This is a genomic window from Enterococcus sp. DIV1059_2, assembly GCF_051713685.1.
GTDB lineage: Bacteria > Bacillota > Bacilli > Lactobacillales > Enterococcaceae > Enterococcus_D > Enterococcus_D casseliflavus.
The window spans coordinates 2724141-2747654 of the sequence record NZ_JBIOQK010000001.1; the positions used below are offsets into that span (position 1 = coordinate 2724141).

The 23514-nt window shown below is 39.2% G+C and carries 33 protein-coding genes; all 33 read right to left on the bottom strand.

Annotated elements, in window-relative coordinates:
- Positions 1 to 7 precede the first annotated feature (7 nt).
- On the bottom strand, positions 8 to 2539 hold the full coding sequence (locus IGI72_RS12810; protein ID WP_438754441.1) for a metallophosphoesterase: 2532 nt from the start codon (positions 2537 to 2539) through the stop codon (positions 8 to 10).
- Complete coding sequence (locus IGI72_RS12815) at positions 2536 to 4035, bottom strand: distal tail protein Dit (RefSeq protein WP_438754443.1); 1500 nt, start codon at positions 4033 to 4035, stop codon at positions 2536 to 2538. The genes IGI72_RS12810 and IGI72_RS12815 overlap by 4 nt, the downstream gene beginning before the upstream one ends.
- Entirely contained in the window at positions 4032 to 8015 is a 3984-nt protein-coding gene (locus IGI72_RS12820) for a phage tail tape measure protein (RefSeq protein ID WP_438754445.1), read from the bottom strand. Before IGI72_RS12820 ends, IGI72_RS12815 begins: the two co-directional genes overlap by 4 nt.
- Positions 8016 to 8234: 219 nt before the next feature.
- The gene (gene gpG / locus IGI72_RS12825; protein ID WP_438754447.1) at positions 8235 to 8612 is read right to left on the bottom strand and encodes a phage tail assembly chaperone G; all 378 of its coding nucleotides are present in this window, start codon (positions 8610 to 8612) and stop codon (positions 8235 to 8237) included.
- A gap of 61 nt (positions 8613 to 8673) precedes the next feature.
- Positions 8674 to 9285 carry a phage tail protein gene (locus IGI72_RS12830; protein WP_438754449.1) on the bottom strand — a complete coding sequence of 204 codons (612 nt, stop codon included), beginning with the start codon at positions 9283 to 9285 and terminating at the stop codon, positions 8674 to 8676.
- Positions 9286 to 9317: 32 nt separating this feature from the next.
- On the bottom strand, positions 9318 to 9713 hold the full coding sequence (locus IGI72_RS12835) for a hypothetical protein (protein WP_201689690.1): 396 nt from the start codon (positions 9711 to 9713) through the stop codon (positions 9318 to 9320).
- Positions 9710 to 10108, bottom strand: a complete 399-nt coding sequence (locus tag IGI72_RS12840; protein WP_438754451.1) for a hypothetical protein — start codon at positions 10106 to 10108, stop codon at positions 9710 to 9712. The genes IGI72_RS12835 and IGI72_RS12840 overlap by 4 nt, the downstream gene beginning before the upstream one ends.
- Entirely contained in the window at positions 10105 to 10476 is a 372-nt protein-coding gene (locus IGI72_RS12845; RefSeq protein ID WP_194185611.1) for a phage head-tail adapter protein, read from the bottom strand. Before IGI72_RS12845 ends, IGI72_RS12840 begins: the two co-directional genes overlap by 4 nt.
- The gene (locus IGI72_RS12850; protein WP_428271901.1) at positions 10466 to 10744 is read right to left on the bottom strand and encodes a phage gp6-like head-tail connector protein; all 279 of its coding nucleotides are present in this window, start codon (positions 10742 to 10744) and stop codon (positions 10466 to 10468) included. The genes IGI72_RS12845 and IGI72_RS12850 overlap by 11 nt, the downstream gene beginning before the upstream one ends.
- 3 nt (positions 10745 to 10747) lie before the next feature.
- The gene (locus IGI72_RS12855) at positions 10748 to 10870 is read right to left on the bottom strand and encodes a HeH/LEM domain-containing protein (protein ID WP_071859285.1); all 123 of its coding nucleotides are present in this window, start codon (positions 10868 to 10870) and stop codon (positions 10748 to 10750) included.
- A gap of 17 nt (positions 10871 to 10887) precedes the next feature.
- A complete protein-coding gene (locus tag IGI72_RS12860; RefSeq protein WP_272017353.1) occupies positions 10888 to 12063 on the bottom strand; it encodes a phage major capsid protein in 1176 nt (391 codons plus the stop codon).
- A gap of 3 nt (positions 12064 to 12066) precedes the next feature.
- Complete coding sequence (locus IGI72_RS12865) at positions 12067 to 12771, bottom strand: head maturation protease, ClpP-related (protein ID WP_438754454.1); 705 nt, start codon at positions 12769 to 12771, stop codon at positions 12067 to 12069.
- Positions 12758 to 13930 carry a phage portal protein gene (locus tag IGI72_RS12870; RefSeq protein ID WP_354018519.1) on the bottom strand — a complete coding sequence of 391 codons (1173 nt, stop codon included), beginning with the start codon at positions 13928 to 13930 and terminating at the stop codon, positions 12758 to 12760. Before IGI72_RS12870 ends, IGI72_RS12865 begins: the two co-directional genes overlap by 14 nt.
- Positions 13931 to 13974: 44 nt before the next feature.
- Positions 13975 to 14136 carry a hypothetical protein gene (locus IGI72_RS12875; protein WP_438754456.1) on the bottom strand — a complete coding sequence of 54 codons (162 nt, stop codon included), beginning with the start codon at positions 14134 to 14136 and terminating at the stop codon, positions 13975 to 13977.
- 5 nt (positions 14137 to 14141) lie between these two features.
- Complete coding sequence (locus tag IGI72_RS12880; RefSeq protein ID WP_432351486.1) at positions 14142 to 14459, bottom strand: hypothetical protein; 318 nt, start codon at positions 14457 to 14459, stop codon at positions 14142 to 14144.
- 16 nt (positions 14460 to 14475) lie between these two features.
- Positions 14476 to 16158 (bottom strand): terminase TerL endonuclease subunit, encoded by a 1683-nt coding sequence (locus tag IGI72_RS12885; protein ID WP_438754458.1) that lies wholly within the window; start codon positions 16156 to 16158, stop codon positions 14476 to 14478.
- The gene (locus IGI72_RS12890) at positions 16155 to 16466 is read right to left on the bottom strand and encodes a P27 family phage terminase small subunit (RefSeq protein ID WP_010736761.1); all 312 of its coding nucleotides are present in this window, start codon (positions 16464 to 16466) and stop codon (positions 16155 to 16157) included. The genes IGI72_RS12885 and IGI72_RS12890 overlap by 4 nt, the downstream gene beginning before the upstream one ends.
- Before the next feature lie 181 nt (positions 16467 to 16647).
- Entirely contained in the window at positions 16648 to 16962 is a 315-nt protein-coding gene (locus IGI72_RS12895) for an HNH endonuclease (RefSeq protein ID WP_438754460.1), read from the bottom strand.
- A complete protein-coding gene (locus IGI72_RS12900) occupies positions 16959 to 17288 on the bottom strand; it encodes a hypothetical protein (RefSeq protein ID WP_438754462.1) in 330 nt (109 codons plus the stop codon). Before IGI72_RS12900 ends, IGI72_RS12895 begins: the two co-directional genes overlap by 4 nt.
- Before the next feature lie 68 nt (positions 17289 to 17356).
- Positions 17357 to 17659, bottom strand: a complete 303-nt coding sequence (locus tag IGI72_RS12905) for a hypothetical protein (protein WP_438754464.1) — start codon at positions 17657 to 17659, stop codon at positions 17357 to 17359.
- Between the two features lie 288 nt (positions 17660 to 17947).
- On the bottom strand, positions 17948 to 18418 hold the full coding sequence (locus IGI72_RS12910) for a hypothetical protein (protein ID WP_438754466.1): 471 nt from the start codon (positions 18416 to 18418) through the stop codon (positions 17948 to 17950).
- A gap of 143 nt (positions 18419 to 18561) precedes the next feature.
- Positions 18562 to 18738: a hypothetical protein gene (locus IGI72_RS12915; protein WP_312778999.1), complete on the bottom strand. Its 177-nt coding sequence runs from the start codon at positions 18736 to 18738 to the stop codon at positions 18562 to 18564.
- Positions 18739 to 18741: 3 nt separating this feature from the next.
- Positions 18742 to 19002 (bottom strand): hypothetical protein, encoded by a 261-nt coding sequence (locus IGI72_RS12920; protein ID WP_438754469.1) that lies wholly within the window; start codon positions 19000 to 19002, stop codon positions 18742 to 18744.
- 2 nt (positions 19003 to 19004) lie between these two features.
- The gene (locus IGI72_RS12925; RefSeq protein WP_438754471.1) at positions 19005 to 19205 is read right to left on the bottom strand and encodes a hypothetical protein; all 201 of its coding nucleotides are present in this window, start codon (positions 19203 to 19205) and stop codon (positions 19005 to 19007) included.
- Positions 19195 to 19503: a hypothetical protein gene (locus IGI72_RS12930; protein ID WP_438754473.1), complete on the bottom strand. Its 309-nt coding sequence runs from the start codon at positions 19501 to 19503 to the stop codon at positions 19195 to 19197. The genes IGI72_RS12925 and IGI72_RS12930 overlap by 11 nt, the downstream gene beginning before the upstream one ends.
- Before the next feature lie 39 nt (positions 19504 to 19542).
- Entirely contained in the window at positions 19543 to 19719 is a 177-nt protein-coding gene (locus tag IGI72_RS12935) for a hypothetical protein (protein WP_438754475.1), read from the bottom strand.
- Positions 19719 to 20084 carry a hypothetical protein gene (locus IGI72_RS12940; RefSeq protein ID WP_438754477.1) on the bottom strand — a complete coding sequence of 122 codons (366 nt, stop codon included), beginning with the start codon at positions 20082 to 20084 and terminating at the stop codon, positions 19719 to 19721. Before IGI72_RS12940 ends, IGI72_RS12935 begins: the two co-directional genes overlap by 1 nt.
- Positions 20085 to 20103: 19 nt before the next feature.
- Positions 20104 to 21291, bottom strand: a complete 1188-nt coding sequence (gene dcm, locus IGI72_RS12945) for a DNA (cytosine-5-)-methyltransferase (RefSeq protein ID WP_438754479.1) — start codon at positions 21289 to 21291, stop codon at positions 20104 to 20106.
- 49 nt (positions 21292 to 21340) lie between these two features.
- Entirely contained in the window at positions 21341 to 21547 is a 207-nt protein-coding gene (locus IGI72_RS12950) for a hypothetical protein (protein ID WP_438754481.1), read from the bottom strand.
- A gap of 61 nt (positions 21548 to 21608) precedes the next feature.
- Positions 21609 to 21860: a hypothetical protein gene (locus IGI72_RS12955; protein ID WP_438754483.1), complete on the bottom strand. Its 252-nt coding sequence runs from the start codon at positions 21858 to 21860 to the stop codon at positions 21609 to 21611.
- A gap of 38 nt (positions 21861 to 21898) precedes the next feature.
- Entirely contained in the window at positions 21899 to 22171 is a 273-nt protein-coding gene (locus IGI72_RS12960) for a hypothetical protein (RefSeq protein WP_438754485.1), read from the bottom strand.
- A 36-nt stretch (positions 22172 to 22207) separates the two neighbouring features.
- Entirely contained in the window at positions 22208 to 22480 is a 273-nt protein-coding gene (locus IGI72_RS12965; RefSeq protein ID WP_438754487.1) for a hypothetical protein, read from the bottom strand.
- Between the two features lie 23 nt (positions 22481 to 22503).
- Complete coding sequence (locus IGI72_RS12970) at positions 22504 to 23502, bottom strand: tyrosine-type recombinase/integrase (protein ID WP_438754489.1); 999 nt, start codon at positions 23500 to 23502, stop codon at positions 22504 to 22506.
- Between the last annotated feature and the right edge of the window lie 12 nt (positions 23503 to 23514).

Below are 23514 nucleotides of genomic sequence, written 5' to 3' on the forward strand. Positions count from 1 at the left end.
CCCCTCCTTAATATGAAAACTCTCTATCTTCTCCACTACCAAACCGAAACATTTTTACTTGTCTGTTCTTTGTATCAACAGTTACAACATCCCACAAATCTTCGCTCAAAGTTCCGATTGAGCGGTCTAACATATCGTGTTTCGGTCGGCTGACTGAACATCCAGTTGACACATTATGAATACTATCTCCCCCTATAGAAATCCGATCGTTATGAGTGTGACCGTGCATCAAAAAAGCAACTGTTCCCTTTCGCCCATTGAAGTTGGCGGAAACACTTGCTTGAAAATCTGCATTATCTGAATATGTTCTTGTAAAGCTGCTTCCGGTTTTAAAAGCCGATAGTAGTCCGTCAATCATTTCATAGTTATAAGGATAGCTATTATCATTTGGATCATACCTTCTTCCGAACGGGAAATGTTGATACACACCAACCGTCATTGAAGTCGGCGTATTTAAAAGAACATTTTTAAACCAATCGATTTGCTCTTGACGGTATCCCGATACACCAATTGGGTTATATTTGGCATAACCATCTTCATCAAGAATCAACGGTATGTCACTAGAATTTAGGAAGATAGCTCGGAAGTTTTTATTTGGAACATCATAGAAATAATAACCTTTTCCACTATCGTTGATTGGAAACACAGTCGATGGTCGTATCATTGTCTGGTACAATTCATGAGTAGTTAAGATATTCGTCATTTTTCCTACAAACAATGTGCTGTTGGGATCTTTCATCTGATATGCATTTACCTTTTTTAGTATTCCCCCAGTTCTCCCATCTCCCCAAGCGTTAAACTCATGGTTACCTATAATTGAAAAGTAAGGGCAATCTGCATTTCCCAGTCTCGAAATAATGTTTGTTAAATCTCTTTTAGCTATTGATTTGTTATAAGTACTTCCATCAATAAAATCTCCACCACCGACTACATAATCTAGGTCAATGTTCTTACTAAATGCAGTGACATTATCTACATGACGATGTGATATTCCGTAGTTGGACAGATCATCACGAATAGCAGTATCAGTAGCAAAGTGTATGTCAGTAATAAATACACTGACCACCATATCAGAGCGAACATGACGCAAAACCTTATTCGTAAGTGCCTTTAAGCCATTTATAAAGTAGATAGCTTGAACTCCGGGGGTTTCGAATACAACCGCTTGACATTTTATAATATCAGTCTTTTCGGAAATACGACTCCTAGGAATAATAACTTGATTTCCGACAGCGTTTGATTCCCACACCTCATCATGAATTCCTTGTTCATTTTGCTTCGTCCATACGAATGTATTCTTGTTCACTTTAGGAGTAATATCTCTGCCATTATGAAAAACGGTCGCTGTCAGTGTAATATCCCCAATATTATCCTTAATTGAAGTCGGACTATCTGAAGTTATTTTAACTAAATATATATCCTTTGGTGGGGCAATTTGTTGTTGGAGAGCAATGACATCGGATGAAATTTGACTCTGTAGAAGCTCATAATTACTTAATTCTACTTCGTTTTTGGTTTGATCATCACTTATAGTTATTTTTTTTACACGAGCTTTTACTCTTAATGCTGGTTTGAATTCTTCATCAATGTAGACAACTGTATCACCAACGTCTAAATTCCCCATCTCAAACAAATGATTTACTGTGACTTCTAATGTAGGACTGTTGCTCGCTTTTAGCAAATCCAGCCCCTGATTATATCTTTCTTGTGGACTTAAATCATCACTTGATGAAAAATTCCCGAATGTATAACTAGTAAAGACATCTTTAGAAGTGTTGGAATAACCGTATTCTGTGTTTGATTGACGATCATAGATTATTGACTCACCCTTGGTAGTAAAATACCTACCATCATCTAGTACTAAATCATTAAAACCTTGATTTTGATCTCTAATAGCCGAAAAGAAATCATAGATATCTGATGATTTACTAATTGATACCACATCTTCCCCAGAAAAATGGATATCATTCGATCGATCAATTCCGATTCTGTATGAAATATCAATATACTTTTTTGTGACTTTTAGATTAGAAAATTCATACCTAAAAGACATTTCACAGTTAAACAACTTACATATCGACTGTAATCGAGAAAGCGGCGTTTCATCAGAAAAATTCCCAAGTCTTTTAATATCAGTTCCAATCTCATTTCGCCCAATTTCCCAATCGGTTTGAGCAATTTCTCTATTGACGTAATAGTCAATATACTGTGCATCTCTCGAGTCAATCATCACAGCGCTACCGTTTCTCAGAGAAATACCTAAGTCATAACAAGTTACAGGTCTTGTGTATTCAGTTTCCTCAGATTCTGCCATGATGACCATCAAGATTTTTAAGTCATCAACGATTAGAAATTTCCCCAGATTTAGTTTCTCGCTAATTTCACTAGTCTTATAGATATCAAAGCTAGCCGTGTGTATAGCTGTCCCATTAACTAGTTCTTTATCAATAAATATTTCTGTGATAACTGTGTCGGTTTGATAGGCAGTATCAATTGTTTCAATGTGGTTCATTTGCTTATCTAAGAAGTGTAAGATCATACAAATCGCTCCCTAATTTCGGCATTAGCAGTTACATCTCCATCGGTCACACAGTAAATTGGAGTTGTTAAATTTGCATCCACCGTAAATACATTGCTTCCGCCTACAACCCGATAATCACCAGCCAACACACTATTCAAGTATATTTTATTATTAATTACTTGAAGATAATCACCTTCAAAAAATGTCAAAGGAACATTTAAAGGATCTAAAGAATTTATTTTTTTTATTTGACAAAAACTAACACCCATATTGTACGCTGGCTGCTTCCCATAAGTTGCCATATAATATGAAACTCGTTTAGCGGAAAGAGAAGCGATAGTGTTGTTTACAGTTTCTCTACTTACCCTCCACGTTTCCTTGTTGTTTGACACTCTTGCAATTTTGAAACTAAATTTGTTGTCTACTTTTTTGAAGATGACCTGTCCGTAAAATCCACCGCCAGATTTCATTACGCTATTAGGAAAATATCCCCAATCTACTACATTATCTCCTATAAAAAATGTCCAACTAACTTTATCTAGCGTGGGATATCCGTCCATCAGTTGCAATCCCATTAGGAAATTATTATCTTCGTCAAGAACATTTATCTCCATTAAACCTTCTTGAGCAGCTTCCGATTTTCCTCCGCCTGTAGACTTAAATGTTACTGCGCTCCAGACTTCCCAGTTTTCCATTTCAATAATATCCCTACTAATTGATGGTCCATGCCAAAATTTGTCTTCGTCAGTGACACTACCTGTACTACTTACCCACGTCCCCATTGAATCATATTTTAAGCTTCCCATACGTTTTGAAGTATGATCTCCTGCGCTCTCATTACGGCGAATTCTGGCTTGATTGATATTCCACTGAGCACTAGTGGAACTAGTCATCTGATCTTTTAAAACAAGTTCTGTTTTAGGTACTTCTTCTATAGAATCAGGTGCTTCTGCTGCTCCTAATTGCAATACTTTTTCAGCAGAAACAAAAGCTATTGAATTTGCATCAGATAAGAAGTCAACATTAAAGTCTACTGTCGTACTGGCAGTTCCGTTATTTTGTATTGTGGTTAACATACCCTCTTCAGTGTTCGAAAAAATAAATGCTCTCGAATTTATCGAGTGTGCTAATCCGTCTTCACACAAAAACTTTAGTTCTCCATACGCTTCCCCTCTATTATCTAATGATCGCTTCCAGCTTGATTCCCCTGTCAATTCAACTAACCAGTATCTGTCCGGCTCATCTGAAAACCAGAGCCGTTGCCGTCCTTCAGCAAACAGCACGTTCGCTAAATCATCTTTCGTTTGCCTAAAATTTCCGCTCAAAGCGTATAAGGGCAAAGTGATTATCCTGTGGGTACGCCTTTTACTAGTTGCGCGAGAACCATCTGATTGTGCCAATTGAACTAATTCATGTTGCACCTCAGGAAAGAGTCCACGATCTGGCTCATCTGTTAAATCAAAGTAATCTGAAAGTCTAAAATCATTTAGTTTTATCTCTAAATCACTAATCATCTTGTTCTCCTTCCTGCTTTGATATCATTTAGTTTTTGTTGATTTGTTTGTCTAGTTTCAATTGATTTCATTACATTTCGTCCATCGAGAATTAGCTGCATATTTCTCAAATCTTCACCGAAGTTTGACATGATATTAATCAACATCTCAAATTGTTCTGAGTAATCTTGTGTACGGAAATTAATCGAACTTGATTCGGTTGCAGGCGTTAAGCTCCTTAGATTCCGAACTAATAAAGAATCTTCCGGAATACCCACACCATCGGCATACTTAGGAATTCCCAAGCGACGCATAATCGATTTGGTGATACTAGCTCGAGCAACTTTCGTTCCTGCAGGAGCATTGGGAATATACACATTCCGACCTTGAGGTATAAATGGAGCCTGACCAGGGAATTGAACCAATTCTTTATATAATGGTCCTGATTGATCATTTACGATCATATCTCCGCCCGGGTGGTAATTTGTCCCTTTGGCATTTGGAATAGCTGTCTGTCCTGTTCTTCTCCCGCGATACTCAACATCGATTACCACATTTTTGCTATATACTTGAGCAATGGCATTTCTTGCTCTCTCAACTTCGCTATAATCAGCCGTCGCATGTAAATGCTTGGCTCCAACTCCTGTCTCGTTATAACGATTCAGTTTAGTATTGGCAGCACCTATATTCGCAACAGCATTTGTATTATTAGCCAAAAGTGTCTTGAAGTCTTCATCAAGATTATTGTAATCACTTAATGCCCTCGTAGTTTGGTCTACAGTTAATTTAGCAGGATTATCTGCTAACAGTGTTTTTAATTCAGGAGATAGTTCATTCCAGTCTGACAACTTACCTTGGGCATCCATTGTCTTCCAGATAGCATCGGCATTATCAACACCCAACGTCTTCCTATCGGCATTATACTCATTCCACAATCCCATTTCTTCTATAGTGTCATAAAGATCAACTTGAGCTTGATCACCATCCACTAATAAAAGTTTTTCCGTTAGATAAAGTTCATTCCATTTACCCGATTCGCCCATTGCAATTGCGATTTCTTCTTTTGCATTTGTAGAAATATCAGCATTTTTGGCAATAAATTTCAGCTGTTGCCACCCTTCATCTGTTGAAGCCATTTCTTTCAAGACATCAGCCATGTTGGTTCTGACTTCGCCAGTTTTAGGATCAAGCGCCATCTGATTCCACTGGATATCAGCTTCCTCAGTCCCTTTAGCTAACATATCAAGATTTTTGGTAGTGTCATCTACGCTTGAATTGACAAGTTCGGCTACTTCATCGACTGTCCATCCATACTGTTCCCAAACGGCAGACATTTGCTCTAAACTATATCCTTGTTCCAAACGAAGCTTGGCCAATCCGAGAATCATAGACTCAGAACTATTTCTATGTTCCTTATCTAATTGACTGAGTAATTCTGTTTGTCGCTGCACATTATTTTTTGTTCCTTTAATAATGGCTTCTCTTTCTTTTTCATACTTCGCTTGTTCTTCATTTAAAGCCTTCCCTACACTGTTCGCACGATCTTCCAGTTGTTTATCAGTGAGTTTAGATAGAGTTTCTTGATACGCAGACTCAATAGCAATTCTCTGCTCAGCATTAAGGCCTGCTAATTCCAATTGTTTATCTGATAGTTGACTGTAATTGGCCTCGATATACTGACGTTCTTGATCAGACAATTCGCGATTATTCTTACTAGCCTCTGATAAAATTTTATTAATACGATCTACTCTTTTTTTAGCTTGCTCAGCAAGTTGTTCTCCATACTGCTTATCATTTTCGGCTTGTTGTTCCAAACTGCTTTGAATACTTTCATTCTCAACTTTTTCAGCATTTTTTTTGTTTCGCTCATACTCTTTATCGATGGTTGCCTGAATAGAATCGACAATGGCGTTGTTTGCTTCTATAGCTTTGTCAGCAGACCCTTTAACTCCATCAGCGTACTCATTTATGTAGCCGACAGCTTTTTCTCTCAACTCATAAGACTTGGAGATAACCTTGTCTTGTTCTTCAGTTACAGCAGTCCCCCACTTGGCACCAGCGAGTTGATGCTCATCAAAAGCTTTCTTCCCAAGATAAACTGCGCCGGCAACAGCTCCTAAGGCTGTTACTCCTATTGCGATTGGTCCAGCTAAACCAGCAATTGCAGTTCCCAATCCTACAACTCCAGCACCACTTGCACCGGCAGCGCCCACACCAGATGCAGTAGTTGCGGCTGTACCAATACCAAGTATATTTTTTGCTAAAAATGGCAAAGCTTTCTTTTCGGCAGAAGCAGCAGCGAGTTCAACGATACCATTTGATAGTAAACCAACAGCTTTTCTTGTTTTGCCAATCACGGAGATACCTCCGCCAAGCAACTTGAGTGCTGGACCAGCAGCCGCTGCCATTAGGCCCCATTTGATAATATTTTGTTGTTGTTCTTTATCTAAAGAACTAAAGGCTTTAGCCATGTCACCAAAGCTCTTGATCAGCGGTTTTGAAGCTTCCAAACCATCTCTTAATGCGTCAACTAGTGGTCCCCCAAATTCAATTGCCGCATCCACAGCTTCATTTCGCAACATTTTGAGTTTTGACTCTGTTGTTTCATATCGTGTACCAGCTTCATTGGTTAAAGCGGTATTCTCTTCCCAAGCTTGTGTTGACATGTCAACTGCACCAGAAAGTGTGTCAGAAGCTAAAGCTAAGGACTTGAGCATATTCGATTGGCGAACACCACTTAAGCCCATTTCATCAAGCATTAGTGTTGCAGATTCACCTTTTCCGTCTAGCTCCCCTAAGCCTTTGATGAATGACTGTATCGCTTCAATAGGTTTTTCATTCCATTGCTTAGCAAATTCACTCGATGACATGCCGGCAACTTTTGCAAACTGGTCTAAACTGTCCCCGCCTTCAACAGCTGCTTTTTCAATAGCTGTCAGAGTTTGGGTCATAGCTGTACCACCAGCCTCGGCTTCAATACCAACGGAACTCATCGCAGTAGCTAACCCAAGTATCTCTTGATTACTTAGACCGGCCAATGTACCCGCAGAAGCTAACCGATTTGACATCTGGACAATATCTGCTTCTGTTGTGGCGAAATTATTTCCCAATGCAACGACAGACGATCCAAACCTTTGATACTCACTAGATGTCATTCCGGTGATGTTCGCTATTTTGGCAATTGCGGTAGCTGCCTCTTCAGCGGATAGGTTTGTAGATTCACCCATATCAATCATGGTTTTAGTAAAAGCTGTAATATCTTGCGCTTGAATTCCTAGCTGCCCTGCAGCTTCAGCAACAGCTGCAATTTCACTGTGTGTCGAAGGTAGTTCTTTTGCCAACCCTCTTAAACTAGCTTCCAGATCGTCGTACGAATAAACAACGTTACCATTGCTATCCACCACTTCATCTGAGGTTTTCTTTACACCAGCAAAAGCTGATTCCCAATCAATAGCTGCTTTAGTAACTGCAGTGGCACCAGCGACGATAGGTGCTGTTACACCAACCGTTAAAGCAGTCCCTGCTTTTGAAACCATGCCACCAAACTTTTGAATTTTTTCGCCTTGTTTAATATAGGCATCACCGTGCTGTTTTAGCCAACCGGTAACGCCTTGTGTTTCAACTTGCAGTCTGGCCATCTGACCTGCAGTATTTTGTAACTGTAGTTTATAGTTTGCCAGTTTACCGTTAGCATCTTGTAACTGATTAGCTAGCCTCTTCGTGGAATCCGTTGCTTTTCCGTCAACGAATGAGCCGTCATAAGCTTTCTTGAGGGCGGTCACTTGGTTTTCTTGTGCCTTGATAATCTGCGTTAAACTATCGTATCGAGTGCCTAATTTGCCAAGTTTATTTCCTGCCATATCGGCAATTTTCATATTAGCTTGCATTTCTTTTGCTAGGTATTGTACTTGCTTTTTAGAATTAGCAACGCCTTTCCCAAAATCAGCATCATCCAAACCTAGCTTTATGACCATATTTCCTAATGGAGTTGCACCAGCCAAATCATCCGCCCCCTTCCCCTTTGACTAAATCAGACAACGGCCTTATTCTTCTTTGTTTCTTTTTACTCTTAGAACTATTTCCTTTTGGCGTTTGTTTAAACATAATTTCATAAAGGTACAGCGTATCTGTATTTAGAACGTCATTGATTGTCCAACTGGGATAAATTTTTAATATCGATCTCACAACATCTAGCTGTAACTCATGATGATCGGACGAACTTATTTTCCGTCCTTTTTTCCTTTTGGGTCTTTCTTATCTGTTGGATCTGATTCTTCCACGTCTTTCTCGTAACCTAAGACACGATACATAATGATTTCCATGATCAAATCTCTGTCCCATGCATCGATACCATCTAAAAGGACGGTGCCTGTTAAATCTTTATCATCAAACAGGCCTGCTACAAAATCAGCGCGGAATTCAGTAAGCACTCTGGCTGGAGGAGCAACCTCATTGCCATCGTCATCCTTCTTAAAAAGTTTTGCTTCACCATCCGTGTAATCCAAAGCTTTTGAATAAGGCACGTGGCTTTGTGTGAAGGTCTTTCTTGTTCCATTGATCATTAAATCCAATCTGATTTCTTTTCCAATTTCTGACATGTATAATTCCTCCTATTAATCAAAAATAAAAAGGCTAGTCCGAAGACTAACCTTTGTCATATTACTGTCCGCCGCCACTTGGAGGAGTAACAGGCTCACCAAGTACAGCAGTTTTCATTTTAGTAACTGCTTCTTCTCCAAAAGCACGCAAGACTTTTACCGTCTTTTCATTCGTGTCAATTTTGACTTTCCGAGAGATTGCGTTGTAAACATACTCGCCCGCTTCTGGTGTAAAATCTTCATCGTTTTTAGTGGCCAATGAAAAACCATCACGGTTAAACGAACCGGCTACCATAGCAAACGCTACTGGTTCACCATATAAATCCTCCGCTTCAGCTACAGCTGCCATATACGGAGGCTCTGTTTCATCACCAAAGCCGTCGATACCTTCTGCCATTCTGATCAATCCTAAGATTTCTTGCTCAACTTCTACAGGTACATCTAGCAAACCAAAATTTGCGGCTACTGACCCAGTTCCTTTTCTAGCCAAGTAGTATTCAACGTTACCAGCAAATACTTTCACTGCTTCTTTGGATAGACCTGTTAAGTCGAAGGCAGTTGGTCCACCTTCTTTTTGTTTACCTTCTAAAACGTGAATTTCCGCTGCTGTATCTGGTTCCAATGCTGTGGTAAGTTTTCGAACCGATAATTTATCAAAACCATAAGTTTCCATTTATAAATTCCTCCTAATAAAATAGACACCGATTAATAATCAGTGTCATGAATTTGTGTGTTTTTTCTATACCGCCTTGCATCCACAAAGCGTTTTGTTTCAGGAAAATATTCGTCAAGCCCACCATTTAACTGGGCATAACCGAATTCCCACATCGCAGCTTTCACTGCTTTAGCAATTTCTTTCGTCAAAATCCTTGATTGAGTTTCAACATTAATTTGATAACTAAACGTTTGCGACATCTCTTTGTTGGCAGCATAGTAAGCACTAGTTGGCGGCCCAAGTGGTGTATCGATTATAATAAAAGGTTTGGTCGAATCGAAGCTTTCAGGTACTTCATAGAATTTGATATTTTTTGCAGTCACCTCTTTTGCAATCGTAGGATCAGCAGATAAAACATTGTAGACTTCCATCATCATATCTTTCATCGTGCTAATTCCTCCAAATCCGACCGCATCTCTTCAAATGCAGATCCTTCTGTTTTATCAACAACACCTTGCAATTTTCCCATTCCTCTAGGGCTAATATACTTACCAAAGCGAGTATAGCCAAACTCACTTAAATGGATTAAGCGCCACCTTGAACCTTGACCCCAACCAACTTCGATCGTTTTAGGCGGTCCTTTTTTAACTCCGGAAACAATTACTGTGTCATGCGTTTCCCCAGTATCCATGTAACTGGATACCGCCTCTTGAACATCTTGTTGCAATTTTTTTCCATAGTTTCTAAGCGACTTATTCACGATCCTGTTGGTTCTTGCCGGACCCAACTTGGCTTCGAGATTCTTTAGTATCTCGTCCACACCTTTAACTGAAACGCTCATGAGGTCACCCCCAAGATGATTTTAAGAAAATCATTATTTTCCACATCTGGCGCAAAATCTACAATATCCCACACATCATCTTTGTATCGGAAATCATCCAAGACTACTTTATGCGCATTGTTTGGCAAATAGTCTGTGAATGGATCTCGAATCTTGATTGTGACAGCTTTCTTTGTTCCTTTGCCGCTAAGAATATCCCTATCCTTGGAAGAAGGGTTGTAGACTAAGCAAGTGCAGTAATACAATTTCTTGTTTTCTTGTTCACCCGGTTCAGGTCCATCGTTTGGTTTTACTTCAAAAAAAGTAACCGGCGTATTCAAATCACCGGCTACAATTTCTGGTCTTTCATATTTTGTTTTAATCGGCAACTTGATCACCTACTAAATCTATCGAAGCATCCATGATCATCATCTGGAAGTTGTCATAAAAGTATTCGAGCGCCTCGTTTCTTAAATAACGAGTACGCTCATAAACCAACTCTTTACCCTTTTCATACTTTGTAGGATCGAACTCTCCAATGATCGATTTGATATCGGCAAACCCACTTTCCAGTTGCTTTCCGATACCTTCATCTTCGGAAGAATGAAAAATACGAAAACGATCTTTGAACTCATCAATGAATATCTTCTCGTTCATTCATCATCCCTCCAATAGATCAATCAAATCTTGCTTCTTAGCGTTGCTTGCATAATCAATTGCACGCTCGTCTAACAACGCTTTTAGTTCTGGAACCGTAAGGCTAGAATAGTCTACAGTCGCCATACGAGCGTTAGGCGTTACTACTCCCCCGAGCCACCTTGCTCTGGCGTGAAGTCTAAATTGTAGACTTGAGCAGCATCGTTGTTCGTTGGGTAGCCATTACCCAACATATCAATTGCGTATAGCGTTGCACGTTTCATCGCAAATGTTTCTTTGTAAACATACACTTTTTCTGGGCGAGATTGTGTTGCCTCGTATTCGCCGCCAACAAATGCGATCAATTTATTTTCTGGTACGTCGACAGATTCAATAATATGATCAACGTTGATGAAAGGCATATTTGAACCGTAAACGTTGTTAAGGTTCGCAAAAGTTACTGCAGCAATAATATCGTAGTAGTTGACTGGATTAACAATCAAATAGACATTCCCAGATACTTTTCGGTATTCAGTAGTTCCAGCATCGTTTTTATCGATTTTATAAGTGTACTTAGACAACTTCTTCATTACGCCAGCAAGTTCGGTAACAATAGTATTTTTTGCAAATGTCAAAGTTCCGGCTGCTGCCTTATCAGGATATTCACCACCAGTTACTGCACCATCAAGATCTTTAAGCAAGCCTACAGGTTCATCGTTTCCTGTACCAGTGATTACTTTTTCTGCCCAGATATCACGAACAGCTTCGGTTAAAGAAATGTTGATGAAACGATCAATCCAACGTGGACCCAAGTCAAGTGTGTCATTCGAAATCAAGAAAAATGCAGTTAATGCAAGTTGAACAAATTCAGCAGCTCCAAACTTAGCGTCCAATTGCCCTTCTAAATCTTTGTGCAATGGCCCGAATACCGCAACACCTGATCGACGAGCACGAATTACTTTGACCCGACCAACAGTGGGCGTGAAGTTGATGATACCTAAAATAGGGTGATCTTTTTGCAAGTTTTCGAAAACACGTTCCAAAATAGTTTCTGGCCAAACCAGATCAGAATCAAACCCGCCAGTTTTAACTGCTTCGTTATAGAATTTTGTTTCTTCTGCAGTTAAAGTCGGAATGCCGCGTGCTTCTAAGACACGATTATCAGTAACGTTTTTTAATTCGTTATATTCTTCCCGTACTTGTTTTCCTGCATCTTCTGCAATGGCTGTGACATAAGCTTCTAAAGCATCGTTTACTTGTTCAGGTGTTGCATCTTCTTTTGCAGAAATAGCGTTAAAGACTTTCTTCGCATCTGCAGTTTTATCTGTAATTTTTAACATAATTTATTCTCCTTTTCGCAATCGTGCGATTAATGATTTTGGTTTTGGTTCTTGTTCAACTTGATTTGTTACAGGTTGGCTTAAATTAGCCATAGCAACTGCAACGGCATCTTGAATCATTGAAGCAATATGCTGCGGTTCATCTTGAGATTCGGCACGTTTAACAGAATTAGCAAATCCAAACTCTACAGCTTCATCTGCCGTGAACCATTTTTCTTCATTCATCCATTCCCGTAATTGGTCAGCAGATTGACCGGTCTTATCAGAATAAATTGCCAGAATTGAATCATCGATAGTTTCTAAAGCGTTCAGTGTTTTTTGGATATCCTGTTTGTTTCCCCAAGCAAATGTTGAAGCTTCGTGAATCATCAATGAAGTGCCAACATTCATGATCACTTCGTCAGCGCCAGCAATGATGAAAGTTGCGGCACTGGCTGCCAAACCAGTTACTTCGACAGTGACATTTGATGGGTGATCTTTTAGGTAGTTGTAAATTTCAATCCCTTCAAACACATCGCCGCCAGGACTATTCAGTTTGATCACGATATCATCTGTGACTGTATCCAGTGATTCTCGGATATCTTTCGCATTAATGACATCATCGTCACGCCAATATTTCTTTTGGACATTGCCACTCAAGGTGAGAATGTGCTTACCATTTTGTATTTCGTTGGTAAATTGAAACGGTACTTTTTTAACTTTCGGCATTTTCGTTCTCACCCCCTTTCGTTACTTTTTCATAGTTTTTAGTCATTATCAGTTGCTGTCCTTCGCCATTCGGCAACGGATCATAGTCAGTCACTTCACGTACTTCATCACGCAAGAACGTTCCAGAAGAGACGATCTTATCAATCTGAGTAGCATTTTCCAGAATGCTGACAGGCAATACTTTAGAAACTTTGATACGTTCGCCGTTCTTGTATTCTTTTTTAGTAATGATTTTCGCCATTAATTCATCCTGAAGCTTCTTCATCAGTGGTGCGATACACAACTTCCGAAAGGCTTGAAGGTTAGAATCAAGTTCAGCTTTTTCACCATAAATAAGCGCCGTAGGAACTCCTATGGCGTTGGCTACATCATCTATCAACGATGTTTTCATTTTGTTCAGCTCATCCAATGATTGATTGGAAACCCCTTGTTTGTTAGTGTATTCCTCGTACTCGAATCCTTTGATTTTTGCTACAATTGCTACGGATTTTGTTTTGAATGCATTGTAGACCTTGTCAATATACTCTTGTAATCTTTGACTTCGTGTCTTGCCGTCTTTTCCTTTTTCTTCGTTAATACTTCCGGTTGAATCGATAGACACCGATCCACGAATTTGATTGTTTCGCATTGCAATTTCAATGATTCGCCCAAATAACTCGGAATAGTCCTCGAACAAGCCCTTTGTAAAACGATCAAGTTTATCATTGTTGTATTCAATATAGATCACATCTGACATATTAAAGCTTTTTTGAAATACATAGTTCTTTACTGTTACGCCAGTGAACACATCATCATAAACAGCATATTCCGTACGAGAAAAATCATCAGCTATCAGCAATTGGTTATCTTCAGTAAAAATGACCAGCACTTCGTTGTCGTCCATAAGTCGGTAGAAAAACTTTTCCCAGAAGGTTGCAGCCGACATATCATTGTTGGGCCGAACATTCAAAATGTATTCCCAGTCAGCAGTACCATCTTTGTTTTTGAATTTTACTTCCAGCGTGGACATTGTCCTTGCGACAAAATCTAGTACTGTGTTCTTTGCCATGATTTTAAGATATGCTCGAGCGGACTCATCATCACCATAGACGAGGTCAGGAATCCAGTCTGAGGGTTCTTCATTTCGAATGGACTGCTTAAAAACATCAAATAAACTCACATATTTTCACCACCTTTCAATTGGATTAGATATATGGATCACCTTCACTTTCCGGCAAATCGCCTACCTGATTTATTTTGGACCTGTTCAGGTGGTTTCTTCTTGTAACCCAAAGGCGTTGTAGTTACTTTAGTGAAATAAACCATGTTGCCGGCCATCACGTTTTTTGTTTTTCGCTCAACGTTTAGATATTGTGGTTTATACATAATAATCACTCTCCTATTGCACACGTTTTTAATCCGGCTGAAATTAATTTTTGGTTAAGTTCTTTAATCATTGGACGCATTATTTTTTGCATTCTAAAACTACCTCCTCGGTAGTCAATGAACAGACCAACATCACTAGTGTTTAAATCGTATTCCCCCTCCTTGCAAATTAATTTCTTAACAGCAAAGATTGTCGAATTACCTTGATGCCTATAATCACTATTTAATGTTGTTTCACCAAGCAAATACTGCATTTGAAAGTACCTCAATTCGAAGCCCAAGGCTTTTTCAATCTTTTTTCCAGTTCTATAATCGATTTTCAATTAGATCACTCGCTTTCTAAAATTCGATTTCATCCAACATATCAAAGGCATCATCATAGTCGTAGTCAATGATTTCATCAGCACGCCATAGACAGTATTCAAAAGCCTTGAATCCGTCTGTTTTACGCCGAACCTCTTCTTTCTTCTTGTATGATTTATTCCCATCACCGTTAGTCTTAACTAGTACATTGTTCGTGTACCAGCGCATCAATGGATTATCACCAAAGATAATGTGATTATTGGCAAATGCATCTTCAATCCTTGGCGCTAGTAAATTATCAGCTGCTGTTGGATTTCTAATCACTTCGATTTCAAATCCTTCCTCCAAAAACAATGGTCGCAATAAATCCATCCGAAAATTATCGGCTACTATTTTCGTTATGCCGTACTTTTCCCGTTGCTCAACAAACCAGCCGACAACTGTTTTAGGATCGATTGTGGGCCCATCTATGACCGTCAGCAACCCTTTTTCTTCCCATTCCCTAATTGGTGCAAATTTTTCTTTTGTAGTTTCAGAAGCTTTACGAGAATACCCGTAGTAAATGTCCACAAATTGCTTTCTAACGAACGAATGGGTCTTGAATACATAATCATCCCCATCACGAAACAAAAGCCCACAAGCGGCGAAATCACGCAGACTGGCATAGTCTAAACCGCCAATAGCTTGTTTGCCGATTAGGTTTGTTGGGAATGGTCTGTTTGTTGCCAGAATTTCTTCACGACTAGCCACCGATCGTTCTAGGTCTGTGACAGGTAAATTCATACGTTTAGTCATGAACTCTTCTCGGTTGCTTGGGTCGTCTTCCAAATCCTCGTATTCTTCCATAACAGTTTCGTAAAGATTGTCCGCATATTCAGATAGTGGCTGATGAAACATAGGATTGGCTAATTCCCAGTTGTCAGGATCATTGACCTGCTCCTCTGAGTCCAGTTTGCAAATGAAAGGAAAAAGAGCATTGAAACGGACCGAACCGCTCAACACTCTTTTCGCTTTTTCTTTCATGTTGTCCAAGAATCCCTCACGAACATAACCGTCAGTACCCACATAAAACTCCCTCGGGTTCGGGCGTTTACCAAGCCCACTAATATGGACTTTTACATCTTTGTTCGATTCGTATCGATGGATTTCATCAAATGCTACTGCTCCATCACGTAATCCATCTTTTGTATCGCCGTTACTAGTACGAAATTTTATCTTGCTTCCAGTCTTTTTGCTGGTGATCACTGACTTTCCATATTCAAAAGCTTTTTGTAACGTCTTATTCCGTTTGATTGTATTGTATATCTCTTCGAATGAAGTTTTCGCTTGATCCTCACTATTAGCAACAATCGAGACATTGTAGTCCATAATGCCATGCATTTCTGTTTGTAGAAAGTTTAGGACCACAGATAGCAACCCGTTTTTACCTCCACCACGACCAAACATCCAAAGGAACTTGCGGTAAACATTCCGGTCATTCTTTTTGAAATAAAAAAAGATAAATGCGATTAAGAACTTCTGGAATGGTTGCATTGGGAAATACCATTTCTCACCATAAGCAATGCACTTATCAATCATCACATCATCGAAGTAAACATCATCCCGACTAAGAACATCACGTTCTAAATACTCAATTAAATTTGCTCGCTCTTTGTTAAACTTTATTTTCCCTGATTTGAATTGCTCGATATAGTAATCAACGTGTTTTTGATGAATCATGTTAGATCACTCTCATCGTAATCATCTTGATTATCAGTGACTACTTTACCGTTCAAATCATCAAGGTTAAGGTCTTTACCAAGAGCAATAATTGCACGAGAAATCGTAACTTTTTGAGCGATTGCTGGGTTAGTTTTAAGATACGTTTGAGTGCCGTTAAAGCCTTCGACTATTGGTCCGTATTGCTTAACAGCTTTATCCATTTTTCGATAAAGCCTAACTAAATCAAGGTATCTCTCAACTTTTTCAAGTTCCATCTGATCGTTTACGTCTATCTGTCTCAGCAACTGTTTCTTTAAATCTGACATCTTCAAAGGCTCTCACCCCCCTAGCAAAAAAAATTTAGTCATAAATTTGGACAGTTGACCCCTCCCACCGGTTCCCTAGATTGGGATTTGACCCCAAAATAATTTGACCGGGGGTATGTTGGTCCCCACTTTGGTTTACTTTTCTATTCATTTTTGGGATTCTGTTTTCTTAGGTTGTCACTTACCACCACTCATCATCCCACTTTCTTTTCTTTGGTTGCCCACGATAGTTCATTCGATCATGTCGTTTGTTGTGGCAGTCCTTGCATAACGTTCTTAGATTGTCTGGCTCAAACGCCAGCTCTGGATTTGTTTCTAACTCTTTGATGTGATCGACTTCCAGTATCGAATCATACTGCGTGGTCAGTCTACCTTCGTCTTTACACCACAAACATTCGTAGTGATCCCTTTCAAGTATTGCCTGCCTTAGATTTCTCCACTTAGTCGATCCATAAAACCTAGCACGATCCGCTTTGGTTTTTACAACAGGTATCATTGATTTTTGGCAAGTTGCTCAACGTAAACATTTACCAACGCACGCTGCACTTGTAAGATACCGTCTACTCCAAGCTGTGTAACATCGAGGTTCATACGTTCTTTTATAAACGTTGCATTAACAGGAGCCTCAAGCGATCGCTTCATCGTGTAGTAATTCAGTGCTGCAAGTTCATCTACCTTCAGTCCGTATGCCGTAATGACTTTCCAGAACAGTTCAGCAATAGCATCCATGTCCTTCTCTTCTCTTAACTGAGTTAGCATCTTGATGTAGTCGTCTTGTTTTTCTGGAACAGATTTCTTTTTATGATCTTGTGGTTTATTCATGATCAACTCTCCTTTTTATGTACCAAAAAAAAGACACCCAGATGGATGCCTTTCAGTATTCAAACTATTTATGATATTGTATCTAAGAGATTTTTCAAATCGGATAAAAAGATTTCCATTCTTTTATTATCCCAATCTTTTCGAATTTTGTTATCAAACTTCAAATCATAATTTTCATCCAAAAAAGAATTAATTAGATTTGAGTGTTCCGGATTTTTAAAATGATGTGCAGTTAAAACTGCCCAAGTCATATTCCAAACCCCTTCTGTGTTGTTTGCTGAATCAGCATATATACCATAATAAGAACCGCGATCCTCTGTGCCTAAACTTCTTAACAATACTTGCTCAATTTCGTACGAATAATCATTCATGTTTTCTCACCTCCATTCAAGCAAATCATACAATTTGCTACCAATGAAAGCAATAACAAAAAGACAGCACTAGCGAATTTCGAAATGAGATGATCCACCTCTTTCAAAAAATTGTGCTGTCTTTCGTATCCGTCAAAGAAGTAAAGCGATGAGGGATTAGCCCCCTTTCGGTATTTGGATTAGTGTGAGTAGTCCAACAACCGGCTCTCCGTTTCTTCTACGCTATTACTATAACCCGTTTAAATCAAGAAATATACACAGGCTTTGAGGTCGCATTTTGTGGCAATGTCAAAACAAGCTCAACTGATCCTGGACTGCTGAATAGTAGTCCATTTCTTCTTGCTTCTTCAAGCGTTCCTCTCGCCGTGCTTCATACTCATCCACGAATGATAATGTCTTGCGAATCTCTGTATGCCGCTTTCTGATATAGGATACGCTGTATCCTGTAGCATCTGCTATATCATAAACATCCATGTCATCAATATACTTTAACTTTACAATTTGGACATCTGCTCCGCTGAATGAATCGATCAATTCCAACAGTTCGACTTTTTCTTTTTCAAGCAGCGCCAGTTCATTCTCTATGATCCTGATGTTCTCTTCCAACGATGATGATCTTGAATTCCTTTCAAGGCGCACGTTTGCTAAATCACCGTTGACCCATCGATCTAATTCCAACCTACTCTTGTTAAGATTCCATTTCATGAAGAGTATTTGTTCTTCTAAGTCTTGGTAGTTTTTAAGCCATTGAAATCTCACAAACGCCACCCCTTTATGGTAAAATAGTCTTGTCACAGGTCACTTACCCAAAAGGTAGTGGCTTTTTTTATTTATCAAAATGCGAGCCATGTTGATGTTCTTCATCAATGATCAAACTCTTCAATGTCTTACCAAGGACCTTTTTATTTAATGTTCCATTTACCTTGGCTTTTTCTAGCAACTTGCGCTTCTTCTTTTTTACTTTCGATTTTTTCTTTGGCAATGGCTTGCTTCTCCTTTTCATCTAATTCTTTACCGAAAATCACACTTGCAAATACTGTGGCAAAAAGTGCCACGGCTACCAACACTGCGAAATCCATTTTTCATCCCCCGATTTTTTCATAATCAGTTACTATCTCTTTTATTTTTTTAGTAGCATCATGGTTCCCTTTAACATAATAAAAACGATAACTTTCAGGCTCTTGCTTTTCGAGCAGCTGTTCTGTATAACCCTCAATGTCATTTAGTGTGTCTCTCACGATCTCGAATCCATCTGACAATCCCTTTTTATAGGCATATAATCCAAATCGATAAACAAGATACCCGCAAATTGCTAGCAACGATAAAGTGGTTACTTCATTCATCCTCATCCCCCTGCTTCCATCGCATCCCTGACTAACGGATCGCTGATAATAATCTTGTACTTCATCTGCTCGTGCTGCAGCTGTTCTTGTAACTGCTCAATCTGTTTCTGTTGGTCCACAATTGTATAGAATAGCCAACTTAGACCAGCGATTGTTAACAGTATTGATACAACAGCTAGTACCGTATAATGATTAACTTTCATTGGCTTGCTCCTGAACTAACACGAGTAATTCATTCTCTACTTCATAAATCTGCTCAAACAAATCAGCTTTCGCATCATTGATAGCTTTCGCCATGATCTTACGAGGAACACCAAAATACTTCTTGTTTCCTTCAAACGCATCCCAAAAACACAACTCATAACTGCTAGACTTAATCTCGCCACCGTGCTCTCTGCGGAGTGCATCGCCAAAATTTTCTCCATGTTCTAACTCACTATCAAGTTTTTGCAACTTATCAGACAGTTCACTTACTTTTTTACAAAAATCAGGCCAATTCATTCTTATCCCTCCTGTTTGCTATCGCTGACGATTGCGGAATTAAAGAACATCCCTGAAATAACATGCAGCGTTGCAATATCCATACTTAATGCCATATTTGTTTCTCTTTAAATCAAGCTTTTTTAAGCAGTATCCACAATACAGTTGATGTTCAGCTTCTTCGTCAATCATAGCAATCCACTGTTTACGTTTTTTCTTTCTTTGGCGAGCATTCATCACTCTTCCCCCTGTTCCGAATACTGTTCTAAATACTTTTGCACCATTTCAACTTTTTGTTGATTGTTTAAACTTTGGTAAGCAGCTTCTACGCAACTTAATGGCAAATCAGGAAAATGCTCGCTTGGCGTGCCTTCCAAAAATAAATCAGATATCGACTCTAGTGGATCCCCGTTGTAGCATTCATTTTCTTGCATCCAGATGATCAAGTTCTGCTGATTCTTGTTGAGTTGCGGTTGATCGTGATCTTCAACAATTTCAACAATATCGTCCCAATTTACCCAATAATCAAAATTCGAGTAATTGAGTAAAGCGCTGCTTCCCTGAATACGTTCTTCTTTCAATCTTTTTATTAATTTACTCATGATTATTCCTCGCTTTCTGCTATTTCGTCGGATAGCTGACTAATCTTCTAGCAATATCATGTATCACTGGCACAGTAACTGAGTTGCCTGCTTGCTTATATAGTTGGCTATCGGAGTTAACTTCTTTTGCTCGGTCAAACGCCCAATCCGGGAATCCTTGCAGCCGCCAACATTCTCTAGGTGTTAGCTTTCGTATTTGAAACCCATCGTAAATCCCTGCATCTGATTTGCTAGCTTTTAAAGTTCTGCTCAATCCCGGGAGAACACCTCTATTAAATCGCTGAGAATCATTTGTATAAACACCGCCGATCGATAACAAATTATTCTCATGCCAACTATGGGAAGATAAGGTAGGCGATATATCATGCAATCCTCCTTCGTTATATCCTCGTGGTTTTTGAAGAATAGCAACTCCGTGTCGATCTTGTGCAGTGAGTGTAAACATTTCTTCACCATCGTTTTTGAACCGTCTGCCATTTTGTCGCTTTTCAATTCTGTCAGGCGTTAACACTGGCAATGCAATTTTTGTCGGATCTTTCTGCGTAGTTGTGCTGCACATCGTTGGTGCTATACCATCGATCGATACGACATCTCCGCTTTGAGATTTCCCTTTTTTTCTTATGTTGCCGATTTTTTTGATTCGATATTTTTGATCAATCGATCTGTCATCTCTTTCGAAAGGAAATACTTGCTCGGTACGTTCTCCTCTAAGATGTCCGACAACGAAAACTCGCTCCCTGTTTTGCGGAACGTAGTCTTTAGAGTTATGCACTTCCCATTCCGCATCATACCCAAGTTCATCCAAGGCTCTGAGGATTGTCTCGAACGTAGCCCCTCCTTCGTGATTGAGCAGTCCTTTGACGTTCTCAAGGAATAAAAACCGTGGTCTGAGAATAGATGCGAACCTTGCAATCTCAAAGAAGAGAGTTCCTCTAGTATCTTCGAAACCCTGCCGCTTTCCAGCGATTGAGAAAGCCTGACACGGAAATCCTCCACAGATAATGTCGATATCTCCGATTCCTCGAATAAACTCATCTGAAACTGATGTGATGTCATGCATTTCCACCTCTCCTTCTGTATTATGAATAGCTTTGTAACTTGCTCGAGCAAACTTATCTATTTCACAAAAACCGATACATTCATGACCGGCTTGTTCCATTCCAAGACGGAAACCACCGATACCTGCGAACAGATCTAAAAATTTCACTTTCCGTCTCCTTTCTAGTTGGTTATTTTGGTATATTGTGTACTGATTGTTATCGAATACTCTTGAATTTTTCGTACATTACTATCTCCCAATCAGCTAATAATTTGACCGCTCCCAAATATAAGGCTTTGTCATTGCTGTACCAAATACCATACTCACCATCTAAATCTTTAAAAACCTTTGCGAGCAATTTTCCGTCAAAATAGAATTTGTTTTCAATTTCATCAAAATGAAATTTATCTTGCAATTCATTCATTATAAATTCCTCCTTTTCCGCTATCTCTTTTCTTAGTTGGTTATTTTGGTGAATAGTGGAATTACTCTCTGTAATAATCATAGATTTCTAAGTAGCCAGATATATCACCCGGAAGATAATCAGACGTCGTCACAATTATTTCTTGTAATAGTGTTTTGCTTAATTCCACTAGATCATTTAAATCACCCAAGTTGATAATCCATTTAGTTTCAAAAGCAGCGGCTTCAGGGTTTCTTGTAATGTCATAATCTTGAAGCTTATTTCTATATTGCTCGATCCCTTCACTGTCTGTAGTAGAAATATAGAATTTCATTTTCTTCCCCTCATTCCTTTATCTCTGTCGTTAGTTGCCTATTTATTTACAAAATACTCATAGACTTTCCTAATGCTTTCAATTTCTTCGTTCAAACTCTCTTCTGTCTTACATTCACAGTTATTAATGTAAGCAAGAGATTCTGTTCTAGGCTCTTTAGACCAAGGATCAGTTGTTGCCACTAGATTGTCATAAGGAACACCCACATCATCTAAATGATTGCTGATTTCATCGTGTAGTTCTGCTGATTTATTATTTAGTTCGTTGTACTTTCGCAGCTTCTTTTCAAATGACTTAGGCATTTTTTTCATCTTGCACCTCATTCCACAATTTCTTCCACTTACTGACTAACTGCCACTAACGTATTTCCTTAAACTATGCAGTCCTTTACCACGGCTTTTCGTTTTTCGATCAATCCAAGTACCAGTTGTTCCCCAATAATCAATCATGCCTTTCGGCGTATTGATCGCAAATTGGTGGTTATTTGGATAATGCTTAAATTCAAAACCTAAAGCTACAACATTTTTTAATGATGAGTTCCCCATACGATTAACATGTTGGGCTCTTCGTTCCTTCAGATACGGTTTTACATCTTTCCAATATTCGCCTATGTCTCCCATAAAATACATCTTTCTCCCGATTCTTAACTAACAAATTTCTGATGAGACAACTTGAGTTCCTCGTCGCCAATCATCGAATATTTCAACGTAGTATCAATTGATTCATGGCCTAAGAAGTTCATCACCAACTCGATCGGCATCCCGTGCCTTCTTGCTAAGGTTGCTGCAGTTCGTCTGAATCTATGCGGATGGACATTTGCCACACCTGCTCGATTGCCCAAACGCTTTACTAGCTTCTGAACTCCTGCGGACGTCATTTCCTTGCCCGCTGTTTGTCCGAAGAATAGTGGTCCAGTGATATGTGGCACGTCTTTCAGATAGTGGTTCAAAGCAATCTTCGCTTTTGCATTCAGGTATAGTGTTCGCTGCTTATTGCCTTTACCGATCACTGTGATTGAGTCATTTTCTTGATCGTAATCCCGAAAATTGAGTGATACTAATTCTGAAACCCGACATCCGGTACTCAGCAGCAATTCTATTATTAGCGCTTCTTTGGAATTTGCTGTTGCTGATCGCAGCTTTTCAACTTCTAACTCGCTGAACTCCTGTTTCCTTCGTTTCGGCACTTTGATATTCTCTACTCTTGCCCCAGGATCTTTTGCGATGTACTCTTCGTTGCACAGCCATTTGAAGAATCGAACAATACAACCTCGTTCTCTTGCGAGTGTGCCTTTGCTGACCCTATCGATCATTTCCCTGTTTGCAATAAACAATCGAATGTCGTTCGTAGTGACATCACTGAATGACTTTCTAACGCTCCTCATGAAGAGATTGATTGTCTGCATGTAAAGATTCAAAGTTCCGCTTGAAAGTCCCTGTATCTTCTTAGAAACGAAGAATTGCTTATATGCTGCAATATCAGAAGTTTCATCGTAAATCACAACCTCATTTTTCTGTTCAGTAATTAGATATTTCGAACACTCAATTGTTAAAACATCATTTAACCGTCTCAGTTGTTTAGAATCCATTAACGGTTCAACATCCATCAAAATATGGTTGATAAGTTTTTCTACACTTTTCAACAGCAGACCTCA